The organism is Caulobacter segnis (genome assembly GCF_019931575.1).
Classification (GTDB): Bacteria; Pseudomonadota; Alphaproteobacteria; order Caulobacterales; family Caulobacteraceae; genus Caulobacter; species Caulobacter segnis_C.
The window spans coordinates 3,615,306-3,636,817 of sequence record NZ_CP082923.1 but is presented as its reverse complement, the minus strand read 5'-3'; the positions used below and the strand labels follow the sequence as shown (position 1 = coordinate 3,636,817).

General features: G+C 69.0%; 20 protein-coding genes and 1 pseudogene. 14 read left to right on the top strand and 7 right to left on the bottom strand.

All coding sequences use genetic code 11. The annotated features are described in order from the left end of the window. Positions 1 to 5: 5 nt before the first annotated feature. Positions 6 to 1,421 (top strand): UDP-N-acetylmuramoyl-L-alanine--D-glutamate ligase, encoded by a 1,416-nt coding sequence (gene murD, locus K8940_RS16685; protein ID WP_223391201.1) that lies wholly within the window; start codon positions 6 to 8, stop codon positions 1,419 to 1,421. Position 1,422: 1 nt separating this feature from the next. Here the strand turns inward: murD and K8940_RS16680 are convergent, their stop codons facing one another. Together K8940_RS16680 and K8940_RS16675 are read right to left on the bottom strand one after the other, a co-directional pair. After that, positions 1,423 to 4,371, bottom strand: coding sequence for a prolyl oligopeptidase family serine peptidase (locus K8940_RS16680; RefSeq protein WP_223391200.1), 2,949 nt, complete (start codon positions 4,369 to 4,371; stop codon positions 1,423 to 1,425). A gap of 105 nt (positions 4,372 to 4,476) precedes the next feature. Continuing rightward, entirely contained in the window at positions 4,477 to 5,493 is a 1,017-nt protein-coding gene (locus K8940_RS16675; protein ID WP_223391199.1) for a sensor histidine kinase, read from the bottom strand. Between the two features lie 122 nt (positions 5,494 to 5,615). On the opposite strand from K8940_RS16675, the gene K8940_RS16670 reads away from it, so the two are divergent. Further along, positions 5,616 to 6,047, top strand: a complete 432-nt coding sequence (locus K8940_RS16670) for a thioredoxin domain-containing protein (RefSeq protein ID WP_223391198.1) — start codon at positions 5,616 to 5,618, stop codon at positions 6,045 to 6,047. On the opposite strand, the gene K8940_RS23875 is transcribed toward K8940_RS16670, so the two are convergent. The 3 genes from K8940_RS23875 to K8940_RS16660 all read right to left on the bottom strand — a co-directional run bounded on the left by K8940_RS23875 (position 6,044) and on the right by K8940_RS16660 (position 6,829). Beyond that, positions 6,044 to 6,175: a hypothetical protein gene (locus K8940_RS23875; RefSeq protein ID WP_263285780.1), complete on the bottom strand. Its 132-nt coding sequence runs from the start codon at positions 6,173 to 6,175 to the stop codon at positions 6,044 to 6,046. The genes K8940_RS16670 and K8940_RS23875 overlap by 4 nt on opposite strands. Further along, positions 6,176 to 6,535: a DUF6481 family protein gene (locus K8940_RS16665; protein ID WP_223391197.1), complete on the bottom strand. Its 360-nt coding sequence runs from the start codon at positions 6,533 to 6,535 to the stop codon at positions 6,176 to 6,178. 84 nt (positions 6,536 to 6,619) lie between these two features. Next, positions 6,620 to 6,829: a cold-shock protein gene (locus tag K8940_RS16660; protein WP_223391196.1), complete on the bottom strand. Its 210-nt coding sequence runs from the start codon at positions 6,827 to 6,829 to the stop codon at positions 6,620 to 6,622. A 256-nt stretch (positions 6,830 to 7,085) separates the two neighbouring features. On the opposite strand from K8940_RS16660, the gene K8940_RS16655 reads away from it, so the two are divergent. The 3 genes from K8940_RS16655 (at position 7,086) to murG (ending at position 9,706) form a co-directional block, all read left to right on the top strand. After that, positions 7,086 to 7,361, top strand: coding sequence for a hypothetical protein (locus K8940_RS16655; protein WP_223391195.1), 276 nt, complete (start codon positions 7,086 to 7,088; stop codon positions 7,359 to 7,361). 85 nt (positions 7,362 to 7,446) lie between these two features. Continuing rightward, on the top strand, positions 7,447 to 8,619 hold the full coding sequence (ftsW, locus tag K8940_RS16650) for a putative lipid II flippase FtsW (RefSeq protein WP_223391194.1): 1,173 nt from the start codon (positions 7,447 to 7,449) through the stop codon (positions 8,617 to 8,619). Between the two features lies 1 nt (position 8,620). After that, positions 8,621 to 9,706, top strand: a complete 1,086-nt coding sequence (gene murG, locus K8940_RS16645) for an undecaprenyldiphospho-muramoylpentapeptide beta-N-acetylglucosaminyltransferase (protein ID WP_223391193.1) — start codon at positions 8,621 to 8,623, stop codon at positions 9,704 to 9,706. Between the two features lie 58 nt (positions 9,707 to 9,764). Here murG and K8940_RS16640 read toward each other — a convergent pair whose 3' ends face one another. After that, a complete protein-coding gene (locus K8940_RS16640) occupies positions 9,765 to 10,274 on the bottom strand; it encodes a hypothetical protein (RefSeq protein WP_223391192.1) in 510 nt (169 codons plus the stop codon). Here K8940_RS16640 and murC point away from each other — a divergent pair. The 3 genes from murC (at position 10,273) to K8940_RS16625 (ending at position 14,077) form a co-directional block, all read left to right on the top strand. Further along, on the top strand, positions 10,273 to 11,691 hold the full coding sequence (murC, locus tag K8940_RS16635) for a UDP-N-acetylmuramate--L-alanine ligase (RefSeq protein WP_223391191.1): 1,419 nt from the start codon (positions 10,273 to 10,275) through the stop codon (positions 11,689 to 11,691). The genes K8940_RS16640 and murC overlap by 2 nt on opposite strands. Then, entirely contained in the window at positions 11,688 to 12,590 is a 903-nt protein-coding gene (murB, locus tag K8940_RS16630; protein ID WP_223391190.1) for a UDP-N-acetylmuramate dehydrogenase, read from the top strand. The genes murC and murB overlap by 4 nt, the downstream gene beginning before the upstream one ends. A gap of 89 nt (positions 12,591 to 12,679) precedes the next feature. Continuing rightward, entirely contained in the window at positions 12,680 to 14,077 is a 1,398-nt protein-coding gene (locus K8940_RS16625; protein ID WP_411675563.1) for a M20/M25/M40 family metallo-hydrolase, read from the top strand. Between the two features lie 3 nt (positions 14,078 to 14,080). Here the strand turns inward: K8940_RS16625 and K8940_RS16620 are convergent. Beyond that, a pseudogene (locus K8940_RS16620) lies at positions 14,081 to 14,222 on the bottom strand (hypothetical protein). Positions 14,223 to 14,280: 58 nt separating this feature from the next. Here K8940_RS16620 and K8940_RS16615 point away from each other — a divergent pair. The 6 genes from K8940_RS16615 (at position 14,281) to K8940_RS16590 (ending at position 21,499) form a co-directional block, all read left to right on the top strand. Continuing rightward, positions 14,281 to 15,252, top strand: coding sequence for a D-alanine--D-alanine ligase (locus K8940_RS16615; RefSeq protein WP_223391188.1), 972 nt, complete (start codon positions 14,281 to 14,283; stop codon positions 15,250 to 15,252). Then, the gene (gene ftsQ / locus K8940_RS16610; protein ID WP_223391187.1) at positions 15,221 to 16,129 is read left to right on the top strand and encodes a cell division protein FtsQ; all 909 of its coding nucleotides are present in this window, start codon (positions 15,221 to 15,223) and stop codon (positions 16,127 to 16,129) included. Before K8940_RS16615 ends, ftsQ begins: the two co-directional genes overlap by 32 nt. A gap of 25 nt (positions 16,130 to 16,154) precedes the next feature. Next, entirely contained in the window at positions 16,155 to 17,480 is a 1,326-nt protein-coding gene (ftsA, locus tag K8940_RS16605; RefSeq protein WP_223395887.1) for a cell division protein FtsA, read from the top strand. A gap of 330 nt (positions 17,481 to 17,810) precedes the next feature. After that, positions 17,811 to 17,876 (top strand): hypothetical protein, encoded by a 66-nt coding sequence (locus K8940_RS16600; RefSeq protein ID WP_024265820.1) that lies wholly within the window; start codon positions 17,811 to 17,813, stop codon positions 17,874 to 17,876. Between the two features lie 34 nt (positions 17,877 to 17,910). Then, complete coding sequence (gene ftsZ, locus K8940_RS16595) at positions 17,911 to 19,470, top strand: cell division protein FtsZ (RefSeq protein ID WP_223391186.1); 1,560 nt, start codon at positions 17,911 to 17,913, stop codon at positions 19,468 to 19,470. Between the two features lie 163 nt (positions 19,471 to 19,633). Continuing rightward, positions 19,634 to 21,499, top strand: a complete 1,866-nt coding sequence (locus K8940_RS16590; RefSeq protein ID WP_223391185.1) for a M61 family metallopeptidase — start codon at positions 19,634 to 19,636, stop codon at positions 21,497 to 21,499. Positions 21,500 to 21,512: the final 13 nt, after the last annotated feature.

Here is a 21,512-nt window from a genome sequence, read left to right as displayed (position 1 = left end):
TACACATGATCCCCGTCCGCGGTTTCGAGGACAAGACCGTCGCGGTGTTCGGCCTGGGCCGCACCGGGCTTACGGCGGCGCGCGCCTTGATCGCGGGTGGGGCGAAGGTGGCTCTGTGGGACGAAAAGCCGGCCAGCCGCGAGGCGGCCGCCGCCGAGGGCTTCCCGGTCGTCGACCTGGAGGCCGCAGACTGGAGCCAGTTCGCCGCCCTGATGCTGTCGCCGGGCGTGCCGCTGACCCATCCCAAGCCCCACTGGACCGTCGAGAAGGCCAAGGCCGCCGGCGTCGAGATCCTGGGCGACGTCGAGCTCTTCGCCCGCACGGTCAACGCCGCGCCGGTCCACAAGCGCCCGAAGATCATCGCCATCACCGGCACCAACGGCAAGTCGACGACCACGGCCCTGATCGGCCACCTGTGCGCCTCGGCGGGCCGCGACACCCGCATCGGCGGCAATATCGGCCTGGGCGTGCTGGGCCTGGAGGACATGCACGGCGGCGCGGTCTACGTGCTGGAGCTGTCTTCATACCAACTGGACCTGACCTCCAGCCTGCACCCCGACGCGGTGGTGCTGTTGAACATCTCGCCCGACCACCTGGACCGCCACGGCGGCATGGACGGCTACATCGCCGCCAAGCGTCGGATCTTCCTGAACCAGGGCAAGGGCGACACGGCGATCATCGGGGTGGACGATCCCTGGTGCCAGCAGATCTGCACCGAGATCACCGCCGCTAACCGCCGGACCATCTGGCCCATCAGCGCCGGCAAGGCCATGGGCCGGGGCGTCTACGCCCTGCAGGGCGTACTCTACGACGCCACCGGCGAGCGGGTCGTGGAGGTCGCCGACCTGCTGCGGGCCCGCAGCCTGCCGGGCCGCCACAACTGGCAGAATGCCGCGGCCGCCTACGCCGCCGCGCGGGCCATCGGCATCCCGATGCACGACGCGGTCGACGGCCTGATGAGCTTCCCGGGCCTAGCCCACCGGATGGAGACGGTCGGCAAGATCGGCAAGGTCCGCTTCGTCAACGACAGCAAGGCCACCAACGCCGACGCCGCCCGCCAGGCGATGTCGTCCTATCCCAAGTTCTACTGGATCGCCGGCGGCGTCGCCAAGGCTGGCGGCATCGAGGACCTGAAGGACCTCTTCCCGCGCATCGCCAAGGCCTACCTGATCGGCGAGGCCGCCCAGCCGTTCTCCTGGACCCTGGCCGGCAAGGCCGAGGTGATCATGAGCGGCACGCTGGAGAAGGCTGTCCAGCAGGCCTATGCCGACGCGGCCGCCAGCGGCGAGGACGCCATCGTCCTGCTCTCGCCCGCCTGCGCCTCGTTCGACCAGTTCAGCGATTTCGAGGCCCGCGGCGAGGCGTTCCGCGTGGCGGTCAACGGCCTGGTCGGCGGGGCCAGCAAGTCGGCCGTGGCCTAGATCATTGCGGCGCGGGCCGCCAGGTCGAAGCGCCGCCGCCCTCGCCAAAACGCAGCTCAACGACTTTGCCGGCGGGATCCAGCACGGCCTCGGCCAACGAACCGTCCGAGGCGAAGCGGAAGCGGGTCGGACTTTCGGCCAGCAGCTTGTCGCGCGGCAGCCCGGCTGGTGGATCGACCATCAGGACGTCGCCATCGCGCCGCACCACCAGCGTGACCCCGGGACGATCCGCCAAGGCGTAACGCCCGACATAGCGGTCCAGGACGGTCGACGGCAGGATGACGGTGGCCTTAGGGCGCGCCAGCAGCGGCGTGGCGGCCCGCAGGGCCGGGTCGCCCAGGAAGGTCCAGCGATCGTCGCGCCGCCAGGCCTGGTCGAAGACGCCGGAGGCGATCCAGCCGCGATCGGGCGCTCTTCCTCGAGGCTGAGCCGGCCGGCGGCCGTCGCCGACCCACCAGTCGTAGGGATTGGCGATGGAGTCGCCCATGACCGCGACCAGCGAGAACGGCTCCCACGCGAACAGGCCCGCCGCCGAGGTGGCGGCCACCGAGAGCACGTATCGGTCCGCCGCTCGAGGGCTGGGGCGCAGCATGACGGCGTAGGCGTCCTTGGCCTCAAACCGCCGGCCATCGATCGTGATCGAGTCCGCGGCCACGGCTAATGGCAGGTCGCGGCGCAGCCGGGCCGAAACGGCGTTGGCGTCGGGTCCGCCGAGCAGAATCAGGGAAAGGCTTTTCGCCTGCTCCGCCGTCAGAGCCCTGTCGTCGACGATGCGCGGCTCGCCGCCGTAGACCGAGCGCCAGAGGCCCGCCAGGACCTGGGCCTTGTCGCGGATCGACGCCCGCATGTCCGGATCGTGCGCCGTCGTGCCGACGACGATGACGAACGGCGTCGACAGGATGTCGAGGACCCCGCCCGGCAAGGCGGGCGTCTTGAACGTGGCTCCCCTGGGCGCGTCGGGGGCGGCCAGGACGAAGCGGCCGTCGGATCCGGGCGCGATCTCGAGGGGGCGGCCGTTCCAGACGACCTTTAGCGCAGCGTCGCGCCGCAAGAGGCTCGGGGGCGGCGCGAGGTTCAGGCGGGCGACGTTTCGAGTGTCGAGACGTAGCACGCCGGGCTCGGTCATCTCGGCGTCGACCTGGATCATCGACAGCGGGGCCATCGCGCGATCGACGGTCAACCAGTGGGCCCGGGCGGCGCGCAGATCGGCGGCGCGAAGGCGGACCTTGGTCGGCGCCTCGGCCTGGCGATGTTGCAGGAACCAGCCGACGATGTCGTCCAGTTCGCCCAGGGCTTCGTGGCCGCGCCCCGGATATTCGCGATAGCGGACGTCATAGCCCCAGCGCTGCAACAGAGTGGTCGCGTGTCGGGCTTGGCGGACGTCGGCGGCGACGTCTTCATCGCCCTGGTGGATGAAGACCGGCGTGTTGTTCAACGCCTCCAGTCCGGCGAAGTCGCTCTCGGCCTCGCGCAGCCAGCGCTCCATCGGCCGGTCGGCGGCGGGGTCGTCGCGGCCGGACTTGGAATCGAGGCGCGGATCGGCGCCGCCGAACACCGGGGCCAGGGCCGCGAACCGGCCGGCATGGCGTGCGCCGAGCTGCCAGGTTCCCTTGCCGCCCATTGAGCCGCCGGTGAGATAGGTGCGCGTGTCGTCCACGTTCAACCGGGCGCGCGCGGCTTCCAGGCAGTTGATCACATCCAGCTCGCCCGGGCCGAGATAGCCGTTCGTGCCGCGCCCGTGCGGCTCGATCCAGATCATCGGCCACCGCTCGGCGACGCCGCCATGACGGACGTCGACGTTCCAGTAGCGGACATAGGGCGGCGCCGCGCCGTTGGCGCCGTGCAGGTACAATACCGCCGGCCAGGCCCGCCCCTGGTCGTAGCCGGCGGGAAGATAGGCGCGGCAGAACTGAGTGGACCCGTCCAGCGGATCGATCCAGGCCAGACGCACGAAGCCGGAGGCGCGGATCGCGGCTTTCGGCCCCATCCGCATCTCCGCCGCCTCCATCAGCGCCGAGTGGACCGGCGCGTAGGCGCTCTTCAGGCGCGACAGATCGGCGCCGGCGCGGTCGGCGACCAGGGCGCCCAGCATGCGCCAGTGGCCGGATTCGGCGTCGGCCCCGGTCGCGCCGGCGGCCTGGTCGAGCAGGGCCCTGGCCGCCGGCGCCATGTCGCCCTTGAACCAGGGGGCGAAGGCCAGCAGGGGTTCGCCGGCGGCGTTGGTCGCGCGGACAGCGACCTCATAGGGGCCGTCCGGCCAACCCTCGGTCGGCAACGCGGCGATCGATCCACGCGGCGCGCTGACGCGGCCGACCACGCGCCCGCCCGGCGCGGTGATCACTACCTCGACGGTTCCCTGGCGAGGCAGGGAGTCCGTACGCACCTGCAACTGGCCGTCCTGGTCCCAGGCGCCAGGCTCGAGCCGGACATCGGCCAAGGGTTGGCCGGGAGACAGGATCCGCGCCGAAAGCAGAGTCGCCCCGGAGTCACGCTCGGCCCGCAGCAGCAGGACGTTGTCGCCGGCGCGCAGCCGCACGGGGACCCTGACCGCGTCGCGGAGGCCCGTGGGCTGCGTGGGAAGCGCGACGGGCTCGCCGTTGACCCAGGCCGACAGCGGCCCGCCGGCGCCCAGCGAAAGCTCCGCCGGACCTTCGGCGTCGCGCCGCACCAGCGCTGAGGCATAGAGCCAGCGCCCTTCGGCGCCGGCGGCCGTCAGGTCCGTCAGATCGTCCCAGGCGACAAGCGGCTTCCAGTCGGGGGTGGCCAGAAGCTTGGCTTCGTCGGCCGGGGGCGCGGCCAGGCCCTTCACCATCCAACGCCGCAGGTAGAGCGCCTCGCCCGGCGACCAGAGGGCGCGTTCGGCCTCGCGGACCGCCTCGGGTTTCACCGCGCCGGGCGGGGCGGGCGCGGTCTGGGCGTTCGCCAGGGTCGCCGCCAAGACAAGCGCCATCGTCGACGCCATCAGCCGAAAGCTCGTCACGCCCCACGCCTCCCTGTTTGGGATAGCGCTAACATGGTTATCTGAGGTTGTGCAGGGGGCGCTTTGCCGGCGCTGTCACCCCAGCGGCATGAATGCGTCGATCTTGTCGAGCGACGACAGGGGGGAGCGGATCGAGCAGCGCAGGCCTTCGGCGCGGTAGTCCACCGCCACAGCGCCGCCCAGCTCGGTGGGCAGGGCGGTCTCGACGATCCGCGAGCCGAAGCCGCGACGTTCGGGCGGGCGCACGGCCGGGCCGCCGCGCTCGGCCCATTCGATATAGAGCTGGTCTCCGGGCTCGATGGACCAGCGGATGTCCACGTGGCCGCCGGGGGCGGAGAGGGCGCCGTATTTCAGGGCGTTGATGGCCAGCTCGTGGAAGGCCAGGGCCATGACCACGGCAGGCTTGGGCGAAACCCGCAGGTCCTGACCGCTGATGGTCAGCTGGCCGGCGTTCGAGCTGTAGGGCGTCACCGAGCCGTCGATGATCTGGCGCAAGCTGGCCGCGGACCAGTTCTGGTCCGTCAGCACGTTGTGGGTGGTGGCGATGGCCATCAGCCGGCCCTCCAGGGCGTCGCGCACCGACGGCTCGACGCCGGCGTTGCGCAGGGACTGGTTGGCGATCGACTGCACCGTGGCCAGGGTGTTCTTCACGCGGTGGTTCAGCTCGTTGACCAGCAGCTGCCGGTGCGCCTCGGCGGTGCGCTCGCCCGTCACGTCACGCGAGGTGGCCAGGACGCGGGTGACGCGGCCGTCTTCCAGAATCGGCGAGACGGTGGTGTCCCACCAGCGCGGCGCGCCCTTGGCGGTGGGGCAGTAGGCGCGGAAGGCGACGGCGTGGCCGGCCTGGGCCGCGCGCAGGGCCTGTTCGACCGTCTCGCGGCTCTCGGGCGGCCACATGTCGGGCCAGTAGCGGCTGCGGTTCCGGCCGTCGAAGTCCTCGATCTCGAACAGCGACTTGCCCTGGGCGTTCATGTATTCGACCGCGCCGTCGGGGCTGATGACGCGGATGCAGTCCTGGCTGGCCTCGACCACGCTGAGGAAATAGACCCCGGCGCCTTCCAGAACGGCCTTGTCAGATCCTTCGCCGGACACCATACGCCCCTGCCGCCCGGGGCCATGATCACTGCCTGACGGGCGATTACAAGCGTCGCCGTTCAGCTTATGCGGGAACGGCGTTCTCTGACGGGTGTTGGGACGAAGAAGGAGGGTGGTCGATGTCTCAGGTCGTGTGCGTCGCGTGCGGCGCCGGCAATCGCCTGCCGCGGGATCGCGATCCGTTGTCGGCCAAGTGCGGGCGCTGCAAGGCGTCGCTGTTCACCGGCGCGCCCACGGCCGTGACGGGCGCCGACCTCGATCGCCATCGCCGGCTCACGACGGGCGTGGCCCTGCTGCTGGACGTCTGGGCGCCGTGGTGCGGACCATGCCGGACCATGGCGCCGAACTTCGAGGCCGCCGCTCGCCAGCTGGAACCGGCCGCGCGCCTTCTCAAGCTGGACTCCGAGGCCGAGCCGGTCGCCGCCGGGGCGCTGAACGTCAGCAGCATCCCGACCCTGATCCTGTTCCGCGACGGCCAGCCGATCGCGCGCCAGGCCGGCGCGATGAGCGCGGCCCAGATCGTCGACTGGACGCGGCGCGCTCTGGCCTAGGCGCCGTCGCCGGAAGACTGTTCATCCTGAGACGTGGGACGCTTGGCGGCGGCCTTCTCGGCGGCCTTGGCCGCCTTCTGGCGTTCGCGTTCCTTGCGCTCGAAATCGTAGTTGGGCTTGCGGGCCATCTAGGCGCGGGCCTTGCGGGCGGCGTAGCGGGCGTCGCGCTTGGCCTTGGCCTCGGCGTTCGAGAGCGCCTTGCGCTCCTTGCGTTCGCCGCGCTTGGCGCTCAGGGCTTCCGCGGCGAGGGCGGTTTCGGCGTCGACGATCGCCTGGGCGCTGTCGGCGGCGGCCTGCCGGACCGCGGCCTTGGCCACGGATCGGGCCTCGCGGACGGCCTTCAGTTCGGCGGCGCGCAGCGCGGCGCGGTCGGCGAACAGGGGATCGGTGCTGGTCGCGCGCGGCTTGAACTTGGCCAGCAGCGCGGCCTTCGCGTCGGCGGCCGTCTTCTGCCGTTGCGCGTGGCCGATGTCTTGAGATGCGTTCATGGTCGCTTTCGTTTCCGGCCGCTGGGGCGGGCCGGGGAAGGGAAGAGCGGCCGGTCCGGACGATTCGTCGGACCGGCCAGTCCTTTAGGCGGCTTGCAGCTGGCTAGCGGACATCTTGCCGCTGCGCTGGTCGCGTTCGAGTTCGAACGACACCTTCTGGCCTTCGTCGAGCGAGCCGAGGCCCGACCGTTCGACGGCCGTGATGTGCACGAAGACGTCAGCGCCGCCGTCGTTGGGTTGAATGAAGCCAAAGCCCTTGGTGGAGTTGAACCACTTCACGGTGCCGGTCGCCATGGGATGTATTCCTTGGATGCGAGAAGACGCGCGGCTCGGCGAGCCACGTGATCAAATTTTCGGAGAGGATTGGGGAGGCTCGGGGCTCGACCCGAAGAGCAAGCTTGGAGAGCGGCCGAACCGGTTCCATATTCGATGAAATATATCCTGCGTCATAGCGTGAAATAATGCAAGAAATTTTTCAATATTATTCAGCTGAAAGCCGTTCGATCCTGTAGTTAAGGAGCATGAATTTCAGTTTTTCAGCACGTATATCATGTCGATAGTCAAGGTTCAGAAGGGCGCGCGCAGCGGCGTCGGCGCGCTGACGATCGGGCGCGAGGAGAGGGCGGTGACCTTCTCGCTGGTGATCACCAACGGGGTGGCGGGGCGCAAGGGCGGCAAGGGCAGCCTGACGGGCGATCCGGATATTCTGCGGCAAGCCTTCCGGGCAGGGGACTGCCGTCTGACCCTGGATGACGGCGCGGCGCTGGGTATCGCCGTCATCGCCCACACCGAGGGTGGCGACGTGGCTTACTTCGAACTGCGGTGAGCCGTCCGCGCTTTTCGACGCCTGTCCACCGGCGTAGAACGGCGCAGCAAGATTTGATTAACCCTGCGGTCCGAATCTGCCCGCCATGGCCTCCAACCCGACCCATGCCTTCGCCCGCACCGACCGCACCGCGATCGGCCTGTGGTGGTGGACGACGGATCGCTGGCTCTTGGGCGCCACCGCGCTGCTGGTGACCCTGGGCATGCTGCTGTCGTTCGCCTCCAGCCCGGCGGCGGCCCAGCGGATCGGCATCGACGACCAGTTCCACTTCGCCATCCGCATGTGCTTCTTCGCCAGCGCCTCGACGGTGCTGATGCTGGCCGTGTCGATGCTGTCGCCTCAGGGCATCCGGCGGGCGGCCTTCTTCATCTATATCGCGGCGATCGCGGTGATGATCGCCCTGCCGTTCATCGGCCACAACGCCAAGGGCGCCACGCGCTGGCTGCAGTTCGGCGGGTTCACCCTGCAACCGTCCGAGTTCATGAAGCCGGCCCTGATCGTGCTGGTCTCGTGGATGTTCGCCGAGGGCCAGAAGGGCGAGGGCGTGCCGGGCGTGTCGATCGCCTTCCTACTCTATTTCATCGCCGTGGCCCTGCTGCTGATCCAGCCGGACGTCGGCCAGACGGTGCTGATCACCATCGCCTTCGGGGCCGCCTTCTGGATGGCCGGCGTGCCGATCTCGTGGATCATGGGCCTGGGCGCGGTCGCCCTGGCGGGCCTGGGTTCGACCTATTTCCTGTTCGACCACGTCCATGCCCGGGTGCAGAAGTTCCTCAGCCCCGACCAGGCCGACACTCACCAGATCACCCGCGCCGCCGAGGCCATCCGCGCCGGCGGCCTGTTCGGGCGCGGCCCGGGCGAGGGCGTCATGAAGCGCCACGTGCCCGACCTGCACACCGACTTCATCTATTCGGTGGCCGCCGAGGAATACGGCCTGATCTTCTCGTGGGCCCTGATCGCGCTGTTCGCCTTCGTGGTGGTGCGCGGGCTGTACAAGGCCATGAAGCTGAACGACCCGTTCGAGCAGGTGGCGGCGGCTGGCCTGTTCGTCCTCGTGGGCCAACAAGCTATCATCAACATCGCGGTAAACTTGAACATGATCCCGACCAAGGGCATGACGCTACCGTTCATCAGTTACGGGGGCTCCTCGATGCTCGCGATGGGTTTGACGCTGGGCATGGCCCTGGCCTTGGTGCGCAAGCGCCCCGGCGCCTACGGGGCGACGGGCGAGTTCGGTCTCGACGGCGCTTTCGCGTAAGATGAGCAAGCTGGCTATCGTCGCCGCCGGGGGCACCGGCGGCCACATGTTCCCCGCCCAGGCCCTCGCCGAGGCTCTGGCCCAGCGTGGCTGGCGCGTCGTGCTGGCCACGGACGACCGCGGCGCGCTTTACGCCGACAAGTTCCCCGCCGAGGAACGCCTGGCCCTGTCGGCCGCCACCGCCAAGGCCAATGACCCGCTGGGCATGATCAAGGCCGGCTTCGTGGTCATGCAGGGCGTGCTGGAGGCCCGCGCGGCCTTCAAACGTCTGGACCCGGCCGTGGTCGTGGGCTTCGGCGGCTATCCGGCCCTCCCGGCCTTGCTAGGCGCGCTCAGCCAGAAGCGCCCGACCGTGATTCACGAGCAGAACGCGGTCCTGGGCCGCGTGAACCGCTTCCTGGCCCCGCGCGTCGACGAGGTCGCCTGCGCCTTCCCGACCCTGCAGATGGCCAAGCCCGCCGTACAGGCCCGGGCTCACGTGGTCGGCAATCCCGTGCGCCCGCCGGTGCGCGCGCTCTACGACACGCCCTACCTTCCGCCGGACGTGCAACTGCGGGTGCTGGTCACCGGCGGCAGCCAAGGCGCGCGCCTGCTATCGGAACTGATCCCCGAGGCGGTGGCCAAGCTGCCCGAGGACATCCGCTCGCGCCTGAAGGTGTTCCAGCAGGCCCGCGCCGAGAGCATGGAGCAGGCCCGCAAGACCTATCGCAACGCCATGGTCGATTGCGAGGTCGCGCCGTTCTTCCGCGACATGGCCGGCTATCTGCGCCAGTCGCACCTGGTGATCGGCCGCTCGGGCGCTTCGACCTGCACCGAACTGGCCGTGGCTGGCCGACCCTCGATCCTGGTGCCGCTGAAGATCGCCGCCGACGACCACCAGCGCTTCAACGCCAAGCTCCTGGAAGAGGCCGGCGGCGCGGCTGTGTGCCTCGAGGACGAGCTGACGGTCGACGCCATGGCCGGAGCGCTGAACGCCCTGCTGAAGGATCCCGAACGTCTGGGTCGGATGGCGGCCGGCGCACGGTCGGTGGCGACGCCCGACGCGGCCGAGGCGCTGGCGGACCTGGTGGAGCGGACCGCGCGGTAAGCCTGACCTTAGGATCGGCCAGCCACCGTCGGGCACTACGGCGCGGGCCTGAACCGTCCTACGGTTCCGCGCCCGTCTCGATCAGCGGCCGGCCGATCCTGACCGCGTCCTCGATACCGGAGGCGAGCGGGACCGTCTTGAACGGCCGCCAGCCGTCACACACCACCTTCGCCACCGCCTCGTCGGCGCTGCCCGCCGGCAACGGCGCTGCGGGACGGAGGTCGCCCGTCACTGGGCCCTCGCGGCCGCCGGCGCGGATGCTGCCAAAGCCCGCGTGGGCGATCGTGCGGGCGTCGCAGTCGATGACCTCGTGACGCCAGCCGCCCCAGAACTCTTCCGCGCCGGCCTTGAAGCCGCCTTCGGTCACCTGGAGAACGCGGAGCCTGGCGCTGCGACCGGTCCACTGGACGCCGCCCATGTCGACGAACACGGCGAAGCGCCCGACGTCGGCGAGGCGCAATTCAAGCGGCGCCTGAAGCTGGGCTTGGGCGAGGGCGGGCGTCGTCCACAAAACGACCGCCAGGAGGGCGTTTCGCGGCGCGCGGAATTGGTCTAATCGGCTCTTCATGATCCAGCGTCGACGCCCCGTCCCCTTCGAACTCGGCCCCGTGCACTTCATCGGCATCGGCGGCATTGGCATGTCCGGCATCGCCGAGATCATGCTGCGTATCGGCTACACCGTCCAAGGCAGCGACGCCAAGGCCAGCGCCAATACCGACCGGCTGGAAAAGCTGGGCGCGCGCATCTTCATCGGCCACGACGCCGCCCACGTCGAGGGCGCCTCGGCCATCGTCTATTCCACGGCCGTGAAGGCCGACAATCCGGAGATGGTCGCCGGCCGCGACAAGCGCCTGCCGCTGGTGCGCCGCGCCGAGATGCTGGCCGAGCTGATGCGCTTGCAGTTCTCGGTGGCCGTCGGCGGCACGCACGGCAAGACGACGACGACCTCGATGGTCGCGGCCCTGCTGGACGCCGGCGCCCTGGACCCGACGGTGGTCAACGGCGGTATCATCAACGCCTACGGCACCAACGCCAAGGTCGGCGAGGGCGACTGGATCGTCGTCGAGGCCGACGAGAGCGACGGTTCGTTCCTGAAGCTGAAATCCACCGTGGCCATCGTCACCAACATCGACGCCGAGCACCTGGACCACTGGGGCGACTTCGACGCGGTGAAGAAGGGCTTCCAGGACTTCATCGAGAACATCCCGTTCTACGGCTTCGCGGCGGTCTGCACCGACCACCCGGAGGTCCAGGCCCTGACCTCGCGAATCCAGAACCGCCGCCTGGTGACCTACGGAACCAACCCGCAGGCCGAGGTTCGCGTCTCAAACATCGAGATGGGGCCAGAGGGCGCCAAGTTCGACATCGTCGTCTCGCCGCGTGATGGCGAGCAGGTCCGCTACGACGGCCTGAAGATGCCGATGGCCGGCCATCACAACGTGCTGAACGCCACCGCCGCCGTGGCCGTGGCCCGCGAGCTGGGCGTCGACGCCGCGTCGATCGCCAAGGGTCTGGCCGGCTTCGGCGGGGTCAAGCGCCGCTTCACCACCACCGGCGTGGCCAACGGGATCCGCGTCATCGACGACTACGGCCACCACCCGGTCGAGATCGCCGCCGTGCTGAAGGCCGCTCGCGCGGTCACCCAAGGCAAGGTCATCGCGGTGGTCCAGCCGCACCGCTACACGCGCCTGCGCGACCTGATGACCGAGTTCTCCAGCTGCTTCAACGACGCCGACACGGTGATCGTCGCCGACGTCTACACGGCTGGCGAGCAGCCGATCGAGGGCGTCGACCGCGACCACCTGGTCGAGGGCCTCAAGAAGTTCGGCCACCGTCGCGCCCTGGCCCTGGAGAGCCCCGCGGCCCTGCCGGCCCTGATCGCCGAGGAGGCCAAGAGCGGCGACCTGGTCGTCCTGCTGGGCGCGGGCGACATCACCCAGTGGTCCTATGCCCTGCCTGGCCAGCTGGAAGCCCTGGCCAAATGAGCTGGAAGACCGATCTCCCCGCCGTCCGGGGCAAGTTGCTGATCGACGAGGCCCTGGCGCCGTTCACCTGGTTCCGGGTCGGCGGTCCGGCCGACGTGGTGTTCCTGCCGGCCGACGAGCAGGACCTGTCCGACTTTCTGAAGGCTTTGGACCCGAGCGTGCCGGTGCTGGCCATCGGCGTCGGCTCGAACCTCCTGGTCCGCGACGGCGGCGTCGACGGCGTGATCGTCCGGCTGGGCAAGGGTTTCAATACCGTCGAGGCCCTGGGCGACAACCGTATCAAGGCCGGCTCGGCCGTTCCGGACGCCATCTTGGCGCGCAAGGCGGCGGAAGCCGGTATCGCCGGGCTGGAGTTCTATGCCGGCATCCCCGGCACGGTCGGCGGCGCGGTGATCATGAACGCCGGCTGCTACGGTTCCGAGACCGTCAATGTCTTAAAGTCCGCGCGGGTGATGAACCGCGCCGGCGAGGTGTCGGAAATCTCGGGCGAGGGCTTTGGCTATACCTATCGCCACAGCGATCTGATGGGCGCGGACCTGATCGTGCTGGACGCGATCTACGAAGGGACCGCCGACGAACCCGAGGCGATCAAGGCTCGCATGGCCGAGATCACCAGCCGTCGCGAGACCACCCAGCCGATCCGCGAGAAGACCGGCGGCTCGACCTTCAAGAACCCGCCGGGACACTCGTCCTGGAAGCTGGTCGACGAGGCCGGCTGGCGCGGGAAACCGTTCGGCGGGGCGATGTTCTCGCCGCTGCACAGCAATTTCCTGATCAATACGGGCGAGGCGACCGCCGCCGACCTGGAAGGCCTGGGCGAAGCCGTCCGCGCCGACGTCAAGGAAAAGACCGGCGTCCAGCTGGACTGGGAGATCAAGCGGATCGGGCGCCCGGCTTAGAGGCGCCCGCCACACTTCAGCCCATTGCTGACTCCCCATGGCAGGAACCGGTGCTATGACTCCCGCGCCATTGGGGAGAATCCTTGCTCATGTTCCGTAGTTTGCTGGCCGCTTCCGCCACCGTCGCTCTGCTTTCCGGCGTGGCGCACGCCCAAGACGTCAAGACCGCCGAGGCCCTGCGCGACAAGGCGCTGCTGGACCGCACCGCCTGGGACATCACCGAGGATCTCACCACCACCATCGGCCCGCGCCTGGTCGGCTCGCCAGCCATGGAGCGCGCCAAGGACTGGGGCGCGGCCAAGTTCAAGGCCCTGGGCTTCACCAACATCAAGATCGAGCAGTTCGCCAAGCCGTCGTGGACGCGCGGCGAGGAGAGCGCCGAGCTGGTCGGTCCCTATCCGATGAAGCTGGGCATCGTCGGCCTGGGCCGCACGATCCCGACGCCGGTCGGCGGCATCGAGGCCGACGTGGCGCTGTTCCACACCTATGCCGAGCTGATCGCCGCGCCGGAAGGCTCGCTGAAAGGCAAGATCGTCGTCATCACCCAGCCGATGGTCAAGGCGCAGGACGGCTCGGGCTATGGCGTCGCGGGCATATCGCGCCGTTCGGGTCCGGTCGAGGCCGCCAAGCGCGGCGCCGTGGCCGTCCTGATCCGCTCGATCTCGACCTCCGACTCGACCGTGCCGCACACCGGAGTCACCGCTTTCGGCGAGGGCGTCGTCTCCATCCCCGCCGCCGCGATCGGCGTGCCGGAGGCCGAGCAGCTGGAGCGCCTGGCCAAGAAGGGGCCGCTGCGCATCAAGCTGAAGCTGGCCTCGACCGTCGACCCGAACGATGTCGCCTGGAACATCTCGGGCGAGATCAAGGGCTCGGAAAAGCCGGACGAGGTGATCGTCATCGGCGGCCACCTGGACAGCTGGGACGTTGGCACCGGCGCCCTGGACGACGCCACGGGCATCGCCATCACCACCTCGGCCGCCAAGCTGATCGGCGACCTGCCCAAGCATCCCAAGCGCACCATCCGCGTCGTGATGTGGGGCTCGGAGGAGAGCGGCGGCTCGTCGGAGGCCTATATCGCCGCTCACAGGGACGAGGTTCCGAAGATCGTCCTGGCGGGCGAGAGCGACACCGGCGCCGACCGCGTCTTCGCGTTGAAGCTGCCCACCGGCGCGGCCGCGCACCCGCTGGCCACCACAGCCGCCAACGTGCTGGCGCCGCTGAAGATCTATGTCAGCCGTGCGCCGGCCACCCACGGCGGCGCGGACATCGAGGGCCTGGAGGAAGCCGGCGTGCCGTCGGTCGAGCTGGACCAGGACGCGTCGCGCTACTTCGACTACCACCACACCGCCGACGACACCCTGAACAAGGTGCGCCCGGACGAACTGGCGCAGAACGTCGCCGCCTGGGCCAGCTTCATCTACCTGGTGGCCGATAGCGACATCGACTTCCGCGCGCTGAAGGCCGCGGCGCCGGCGGCTGGGCACTAACCTTCAAAACACCATGTCATCCCGGACGCGCTTGCGCGATCCGGGACCCTGGGGCCAAGCGCAATGTGGCGGCCCCTGGGTCCCGGCTCTCCGCTTCGCTGCGGCCGGGATGACACGCTTTGTTTGGTGATTGGAGAGTTGGCAGGGTCCTCGACGCTGACTAGGAGTGGCTGACAATTCGCCCCTCCAAGAGTCCGCGCTCCATGACCGACCACCCCCAGAACGCCCCCTTGGCCGGCCGCCATATCGCCGTCCTGCTCGGCGGCCCTTCGTCGGAACGCGAGGTCAGCCTGGTCTCGGGCGGCGCCTGCGCCGACGCCCTGGAGCGGCTGGGGGCCAAGGTCTCGCGGATCGATCCGGGCAAGGACATCGCCCAGGTCCTGACGGCGACCAAGCCGGACCTGGTGTTCAACGCCCTGCACGGTGAATGGGGCGAGGACGGCTGCGTCCAGGGCGTGCTGGAAACCCTGAAGCTGCCGTATACGCATTCGGGCGTGCTGGCCTCCGCGCTCGCCATGGACAAGGCCAAGGCCAAGGCCGTGCTCGCGGCCGCCGGCGTGATCGTTCCGGGCGGCGGCCTCTACAATCGACACGATGTCGCGCGCGACCATGTGCTGCAGCCCCCCTATGTCGTGAAGCCCAACGCCGAGGGATCCTCGGTCGGCGTGTTCATCGTCAAGGAAGGCGCCAACCGTCCGCCCGAGGAATTGGCCTCTCCAGCCTGGACTTTCGGCGAGGATGTGATGGTCGAACCGTACATCCGGGGGCTGGAACTGGCCGTCGCGGTGATGGGTGAGCCAAATGGTCCCAGGGCCCTGGCGGTAACCGATATTCGTGCATCCACAGGTTTCTATGATTACGAGGCCAAGTACTCCGAGGGCGGTTCGATCCACGTCCTACCGGCCCCAATCCCTGATAGCGTAAGGGATCGCGCCATGCGGATGGCCGAGTTGGCGCACTCCGCTCTTGGTTGCCAAGGTGTGACCCGATCCGATCTCCGTTATGACGACATTAACGACATTCTGGTCCTTCTAGAGGTCAACACGCAGCCCGGCATGACGCCGACCTCGCTCGCACCCGAGCAGGCCGCCCATGTCGGGATCCCGTTTGACCAGTTAGTTTTGTGGATCGTGGAGGACGTTCATGCCCGCCGTAACGCGGGGGGGACCGCCTAAGCCTAGGCGACCCCGGGCCGAAGCGCCCGCAAGTCCGAGCAAGGGAAGGCCGGCGCCGCGGGGGGCGCGTCCGGCCGCGAAGCTGCACGCCGCCAAGGGCGTGGGCCTGTCGCCCGCCGTCGCCCTGACCGTGGCGGGCGCGGCCCTGGGGCTCGGTCTCGTGGTGATGCTGGCGACCGGCCATCGGGCCGAGCGCATCGGCATGTCCATGGTCCATGGCGTCGACAACAGCTTCGCCTCGGCCGGCTTCAAGCTGAAGACGGTTCACATCCGGGGCGCGTCCTCGACCGCCCAGGCCGACATCCTGAAGGCCTCGGGCCTGTATCTGGACCAGCCCACCCTGGGCATGGACCTGAACGACGTCCGCGCGAAGGTGCAGGGCGTGGGTTGGGTGAAGGACGCCAAGGTGGTGCGCATGCTGCCCGACACCGTGCTGATCGCGGTGGAAGAGCGGCCGGCGCTGGCGGTCTGGCAGAACCAGGGCCGCATGAAGGTGATCGACGGCGAAGGCCGGGTGATCAGCGAGGCCGACCCGGCCCGTTTCCCCCAGCTTCCGCTGGTGGTGGGGCAGGGGGCGGACCAGGCCGCGGGCCTGATCCTGCCGGCCGTGGCCTCGCGTCCGCGTCTGCGCGACCGTCTGGAAGCGCTGGTGCGGGTCGACGATCGCCGCTGGGACTTGAGACTGAAGGACGGCTCGCTGATTCAGCTGCCGGCCATTGACGAAGAATCCGCGCTGATTCAATTGGATCAGCTCGACCAACGGCAGCGAATCCTCGACATGGGTTTTGCGCGGATCGATCTGCGCGACCCCGAAATGGTGGCTGTCAGACCTCGCGACGCGGCGCTGCCTGGGCAGCCGGCCGCTGGCGGGGCGTAATGGACGTGATGAGGTGACGATAGCGATGTCGCGAATGGAGGAACGGAAGCAAGCTCGCGAGGGCCTGAAGGCCACGCTCGTGCGCCAGCCCGCCATCGCGGCCGTCGACCTGGGCGCGTCCAAGGTGACTTGCTTCATCATGAAGCCCGACGGCGTGCACCGGGACAACCGCACCCTGACGACGGCCGGCGTGGGCTATGTCCAGTCGCGCGGCGTGCGCGGCGGGGCGATCGTCAACCTGGACGAAGCGGCCCAGGCTATCGCCCAGGCCGTCGAGCGCGCCGAGACCGTGGCCGGCGTCAACGTCCAGGGCGTCAGCGTCTGCACGGCCGGCGGCCAGCTGGCCAGCAACCGCGTCCATACTCAGGTCTCGCTGGGCGCGCGCCCGATCGGCGACGGCGACCTGTCGCGCGCCATCGCTTCGGCCCTGGCCCAGGTCCGCATTCCGGGCCGCAAGCCGATCCATCTGCTGCCGATCGCCTGGTCGGTCGACGGCCAGCGCGGCATCCGTGATCCGCGCGCCATGTTCGGCCGCTCGCTGGGCCTGGAGCTGCTGGTGGTCTCGGTCAACGAGAACATCTTCCACACCCTGGCCCACTGCGTCGAACGCGCTCACCTATCGTTCGAGGGCATCGTCGCCGCCCCCTTCGCCTCGGCCCTCGCGGCCCTGGAAGAGGACGAGATGGATCTCGGCGCGGTCTGCATCGACATGGGCGGCGGCTCGACCTCGGTGGCCGTGTTCAACAACGGCGCCCTGTGTCACGTCGACAGCCTGTCGGTCGGCGGCGGTCACGTGACGCAGGACATCGCGCGCGGCCTGCAGACCTCGGTGGTCGGCGCCGAGCGCATCAAGACCCTGCACGGCAGCGCCATCGCCTCGGCCAACGAGGACCGCGAGATGATCGAGGCGCCGCCCCGCGGCGACGATCCGGGCGCGGGTCCGGTGATCGCGCCCCGGTCCTTGCTCAAGGGCATCATCCAGCCGCGCGTCGAGGAGACCCTGGAACTGCTGCGCGAGCGCCTGCGGGCCTCGGGCGCGCCGGTCGAGCCGGGCGCGGGCATCGTCCTGACGGGCGGCGCCAGCCAGCTGGCCGGCGTGCGCGAAGTGGCCGTGCGTGTCTTCGATCGTCCGGTCCGCCTGGGGCGTCCGCGCCGGGTGCCGCACCTGGCCGACGCCGCCTCGGGCCCGGCCTTCTGCGCCGCCGCCGGCACCCTTCACCGCACGGCCTTCGGCCCGCGCGAGGCCGTCTCGTCGAAAGCCCTGGCCGGCGGCCCGGTCCGCAAGCGTCCGCTCGATCCCAACGCCAGCCCGATGGCCAAGGCGGCCGCATGGCTGCGCGACAACCTCTAGCTTGGGCGTTCGGCCAAGCTCCCAGACTTAAGCGTTGGTCCGAAAAGTGGGGACCGGTTTTCGGGTTAACCAACGCTCCAAGACTTAAGCGTGATTAACTCTACTGTTTAACCTTGAAGGCCCGGCCGAGCTTCTCGCCGGGCCTTTTTGCTGCTCGAAACAGCCGATATTCGTCAGAATTCGAGGTTAGCGTCGTTCGGTCGCACGCGCCTGTGGATAGCGCCAGAGCCCTTGGTTCGCCTGGAGTTTCTGTTGATAGACCACAATTTATCCCACGGCCGCGCTCGACCGGACCACGACTCAGATTATGCAGTTAACTGCCGATTAACGATGGTGGTTGTTCTGTTAACACGATCGTCGAGGCATCCCCGGCGATTGGGTGTCGCCGAGGTCTAGTTTGACGATTTCGGCGTAAGGACGCGAGGGTCCCATGGCTATTTCTCTTTCCGCGCCGCGTACGACCGAGCTGAAGCCGCGTATCGTGGTGTTCGGTGTCGGCGGCGCTGGCGGCAACGCCGTGAACAACATGATCGAGGCTGGCCTCGAGGGTGTTGAGTTCGTGGTGGCCAACACCGACGCGCAGCAACTCCAGTTCGCGAAAACGGATCGTCGCATCCAGCTCGGCGTGCAGATCACGCAGGGCCTGGGCGCCGGCGCGCACCCGGAAGTGGGCATGAGCGCGGCTGAAGAGTCCTTCCCGGAGATCGGCGAGCACCTCGACGGCGCGCACATGGTCTTCATCACCGCCGGCATGGGCGGCGGCACCGGCACCGGCGCGGCCCCGATCATTGCCAAGTGCGCCCGCGAGCGCGGCATCCTGACCGTCGGCGTCGTGACCAAGCCCTTCCACTTCGAAGGCCGTCACCGCATGCGCCTCGCCGATAGCGGCATTCAGGAACTGCAGCGCTACGTCGACACCCTGATCGTCATTCCGAACCAGAACCTGTTCCGCGTCGCCAACGAACGCACGACCTTCGCCGAAGCGTTCGGCATGGCCGACCAGGTCCTGCACTCGGGCGTCCGTTCGATCACCGACCTGATGGTCCTGCCGGGCCTGATCAACCTCGACTTCGCCGACGTCCGCACGGTCATGACCGAGATGGGCAAGGCGATGATGGGCACCGGCGAAGGCGCTGGCGAAGACCGCGCCCTGATGGCCGCCCAGAACGCCATCGCCAACCCGCTGCTGGACGAAGTCTCGCTGAAGGGCGCCAAGGCCGTGCTGGTCAACGTGACCGGCGGCATGGACATGACCCTGCTGGAAGTCGACGAGGCCGCCAACGCCATCTCGGACCAGGTCGATCCGGAAGCCAACATCATCTTCGGCGCGGCCTTCGATCCGTCGCTGGAAGGCGTGATCCGCGTGTCGGTGGTCGCCACCGGCATGGACGGCGCCTCGATCGCCCAGATCGAGCCCAAGCCGGTCACCCGCAACACCACGACCCAGCCGCTGATCGCCGACACCGCGCGCGCTCCGGCCCCGCAGCCGGAACCGGCCCGTCCGACCGCCCGCTACGAAGCCGCGCGTCCGGCCGAGCGTCCCTCTTCGGCGTTCTCGTCGGCCTTCGCCCCGGCTCCCGAGCCGGCGCCGGAGCCCGAGATCGTCATGTCCGCGCCCCAGCCGGAGCCGGAAGCCGAGCTCTACTACGACGAGCCGGCCGTCGCTGAAGAACCGCGTATCGCCCAACCGGCCGCCCGGCAGGTGACCCGCATCGTCGACCCGCTGGTCGATGACGGTGCGGTCTCGGAAGAGCCCCTGTTCCCCGAGAACAACTATTACGAAGAGCGTCGGCCCCAGAAGCAGGGCGGTGGCTTCTTCTCGATGTTCGGCGGTGGCCGTCAGCGCTACGAGCAGCAGTCGTCGGCCCCGCAGCCGCAGGCCCGCTCGACCCAGAGCGTGCGTCCGCAACTGCAGCCGATCGAGACGCCGCAGACCGACGACGGCGAGGACCTGGAAATCCCGTCGTTCCTGCGCCGCCTGGCCAACTGAAAGGGCGACCCCGGCAAGGGGCCGCCCAAGAGATCCAAGTGATTGAAGCGCCCCGGAGGAAACTCCGGGGCGTTTTTCGTTGGCGACTCCCGCCCGCTTGGCCAGAGTGCCGCCTTCGATCGCGCCGGGGCGCGCTTCGTTCGGGTTTCTCGGGGGAGTGTTGATGCGGAAGTCTCTGTATGGTCTGGCGGGCTTGGCCTTGTTCGCGACCACGGCAATGGCCGCCCCGCCGACCCAGGATCCCGGCAAGCCCGCCCCGGTCCAGTACGAGGTCTCGTTCGACAACGCCGCCCACCACGAGGCCCAGGTCGTCGCGACCTATCGCAACGCGCCCAAGGGCCCGCTGCGGCTGAACATGTCGCGCTCGTCGCCCGGCCGCTACGCGATCCACGAATTCGCCAAGAACGTCTATCGGGTCAGCGCCGTCGACGGCGCGGGCAAGCCGCTGAAGGTCGAGCGGACCGATCCCTACGGCTGGACGGTCAGCGGCCACGACGGCACGGTGAAGGTGACCTATACCCTCTATGCCGACCGGGGCGACGGCACCTATTCGCAGGTCGACGCCACTCACGCCCACCTGAACATGCCCGCGACCTTCCTGTGGGCCGCCGGCTATGACGACAAGCCGATCCGGGTGGCGTTCAAGCCGGCCGATCCCAACTGGCGGATCGCTACCCAACTGCCGCCCGCCAAAGGCGAGGCCCACACCTACTGGGCGCCGAACCTGCAGTACTTCATGGACAGCCCGACCGAGATCAGCGCCTTCACCGTGCGCGAGTGGCAGGTCACCGACAACGGCCGCGCATACACATTTCGCCTGGCCCTGCATAACCCCGGCACGGACGAGGACGCCGACAAGTTCGCGGCGAAACTGAAGGCGATCGTGCCCGAGCACATCAAGGTGTTCGGCGAGCTGCCAAAATTTGACCACGGCGAATACACGTTCATCGCCGACTACATGCCGCAGATCACCGGCGACGGCATGGAGCACCGCAACTCGACCTTCATCAGCCAGCCGCGCTCGCTGTTCCGGGCCAATTTCGTGCAGTTGAACACGGCCAGCCACGAGTTCTTCCACGCCTGGAACGTCGAGCGCATCCGCCCGGCCGAACTGGAGCCGTTCGACTTCACCAAGGCCAACCCGACTCCGTCGCTGTGGCTGGCCGAGGGCTTCACCCAATACTACGGCCCCCTGCTGATCCGCCGCGCGGGCCAGTCGACGGTGGACGAGTTCCTGACCGGCCTGTCGGGCACATTGAACGGCGTCGTCAACGGTCCGGGCCGCCAATACGGATCGCCGCAGGAGATGAGCCTGCGCGCCCCGTTCGTCGACGCCGCGGCGGCCCTGGATCCGACCAATCCGAACATCTTCACCTCGTACTATCCGTACGGCGCGATCATCGGTCTGGCGCTGGACCTGCAGCTGCGCGGGCGTGACAAGCCGCTGAGCCTGGACGACTTCATGCGTCAGATGTGGCGCGCGCACGGGGCGCCCGAGAAGCCCTACAAGCCCGCCGACGCGCGCGCGGCCCTGGCCAAGACGACCGGCGACGCCGCCTTCGCCGACGGCTTCTTCAAGGCCAGCATCGAGGGCTCGGCGCTGCCGGACTTCGGTCCGTTGCTGGAGCGGGCCGGGCTGAAGCTGCGCCAGAAGTCGCCCAAGAAGGCCTGGCTGGGCGCAGCCCGCGTGAAGGTGAACGGCGCCGAACTGATCCTGGACCAGCCGCCGGCGCCCAACAGCCCGCTCTACGCGGCCGGCGTCGAGGTCGGCGACCGGATCATCTCGATCGGCCGCTTCGAATTCGCCAATGAGGCCGACTGGACCGACGCCCTGGACCGCCTCAAACCCGACGAGGCCACGACGGTGAAGTTCGTCCAGCGCGGCCAGACCCGCGAGGCGTCGCTGAAGATCACCGCCGATCCGACCCTGGAGGTTGTCCGCTTCGAAAAGGCCGACCTGAAGCCGACCGACGCCCAACTGGCTTTCCGCAAGGCCTGGTTGGGGGCGGATACGGAGGCGACGAAGTGATGTCGCCACGCGC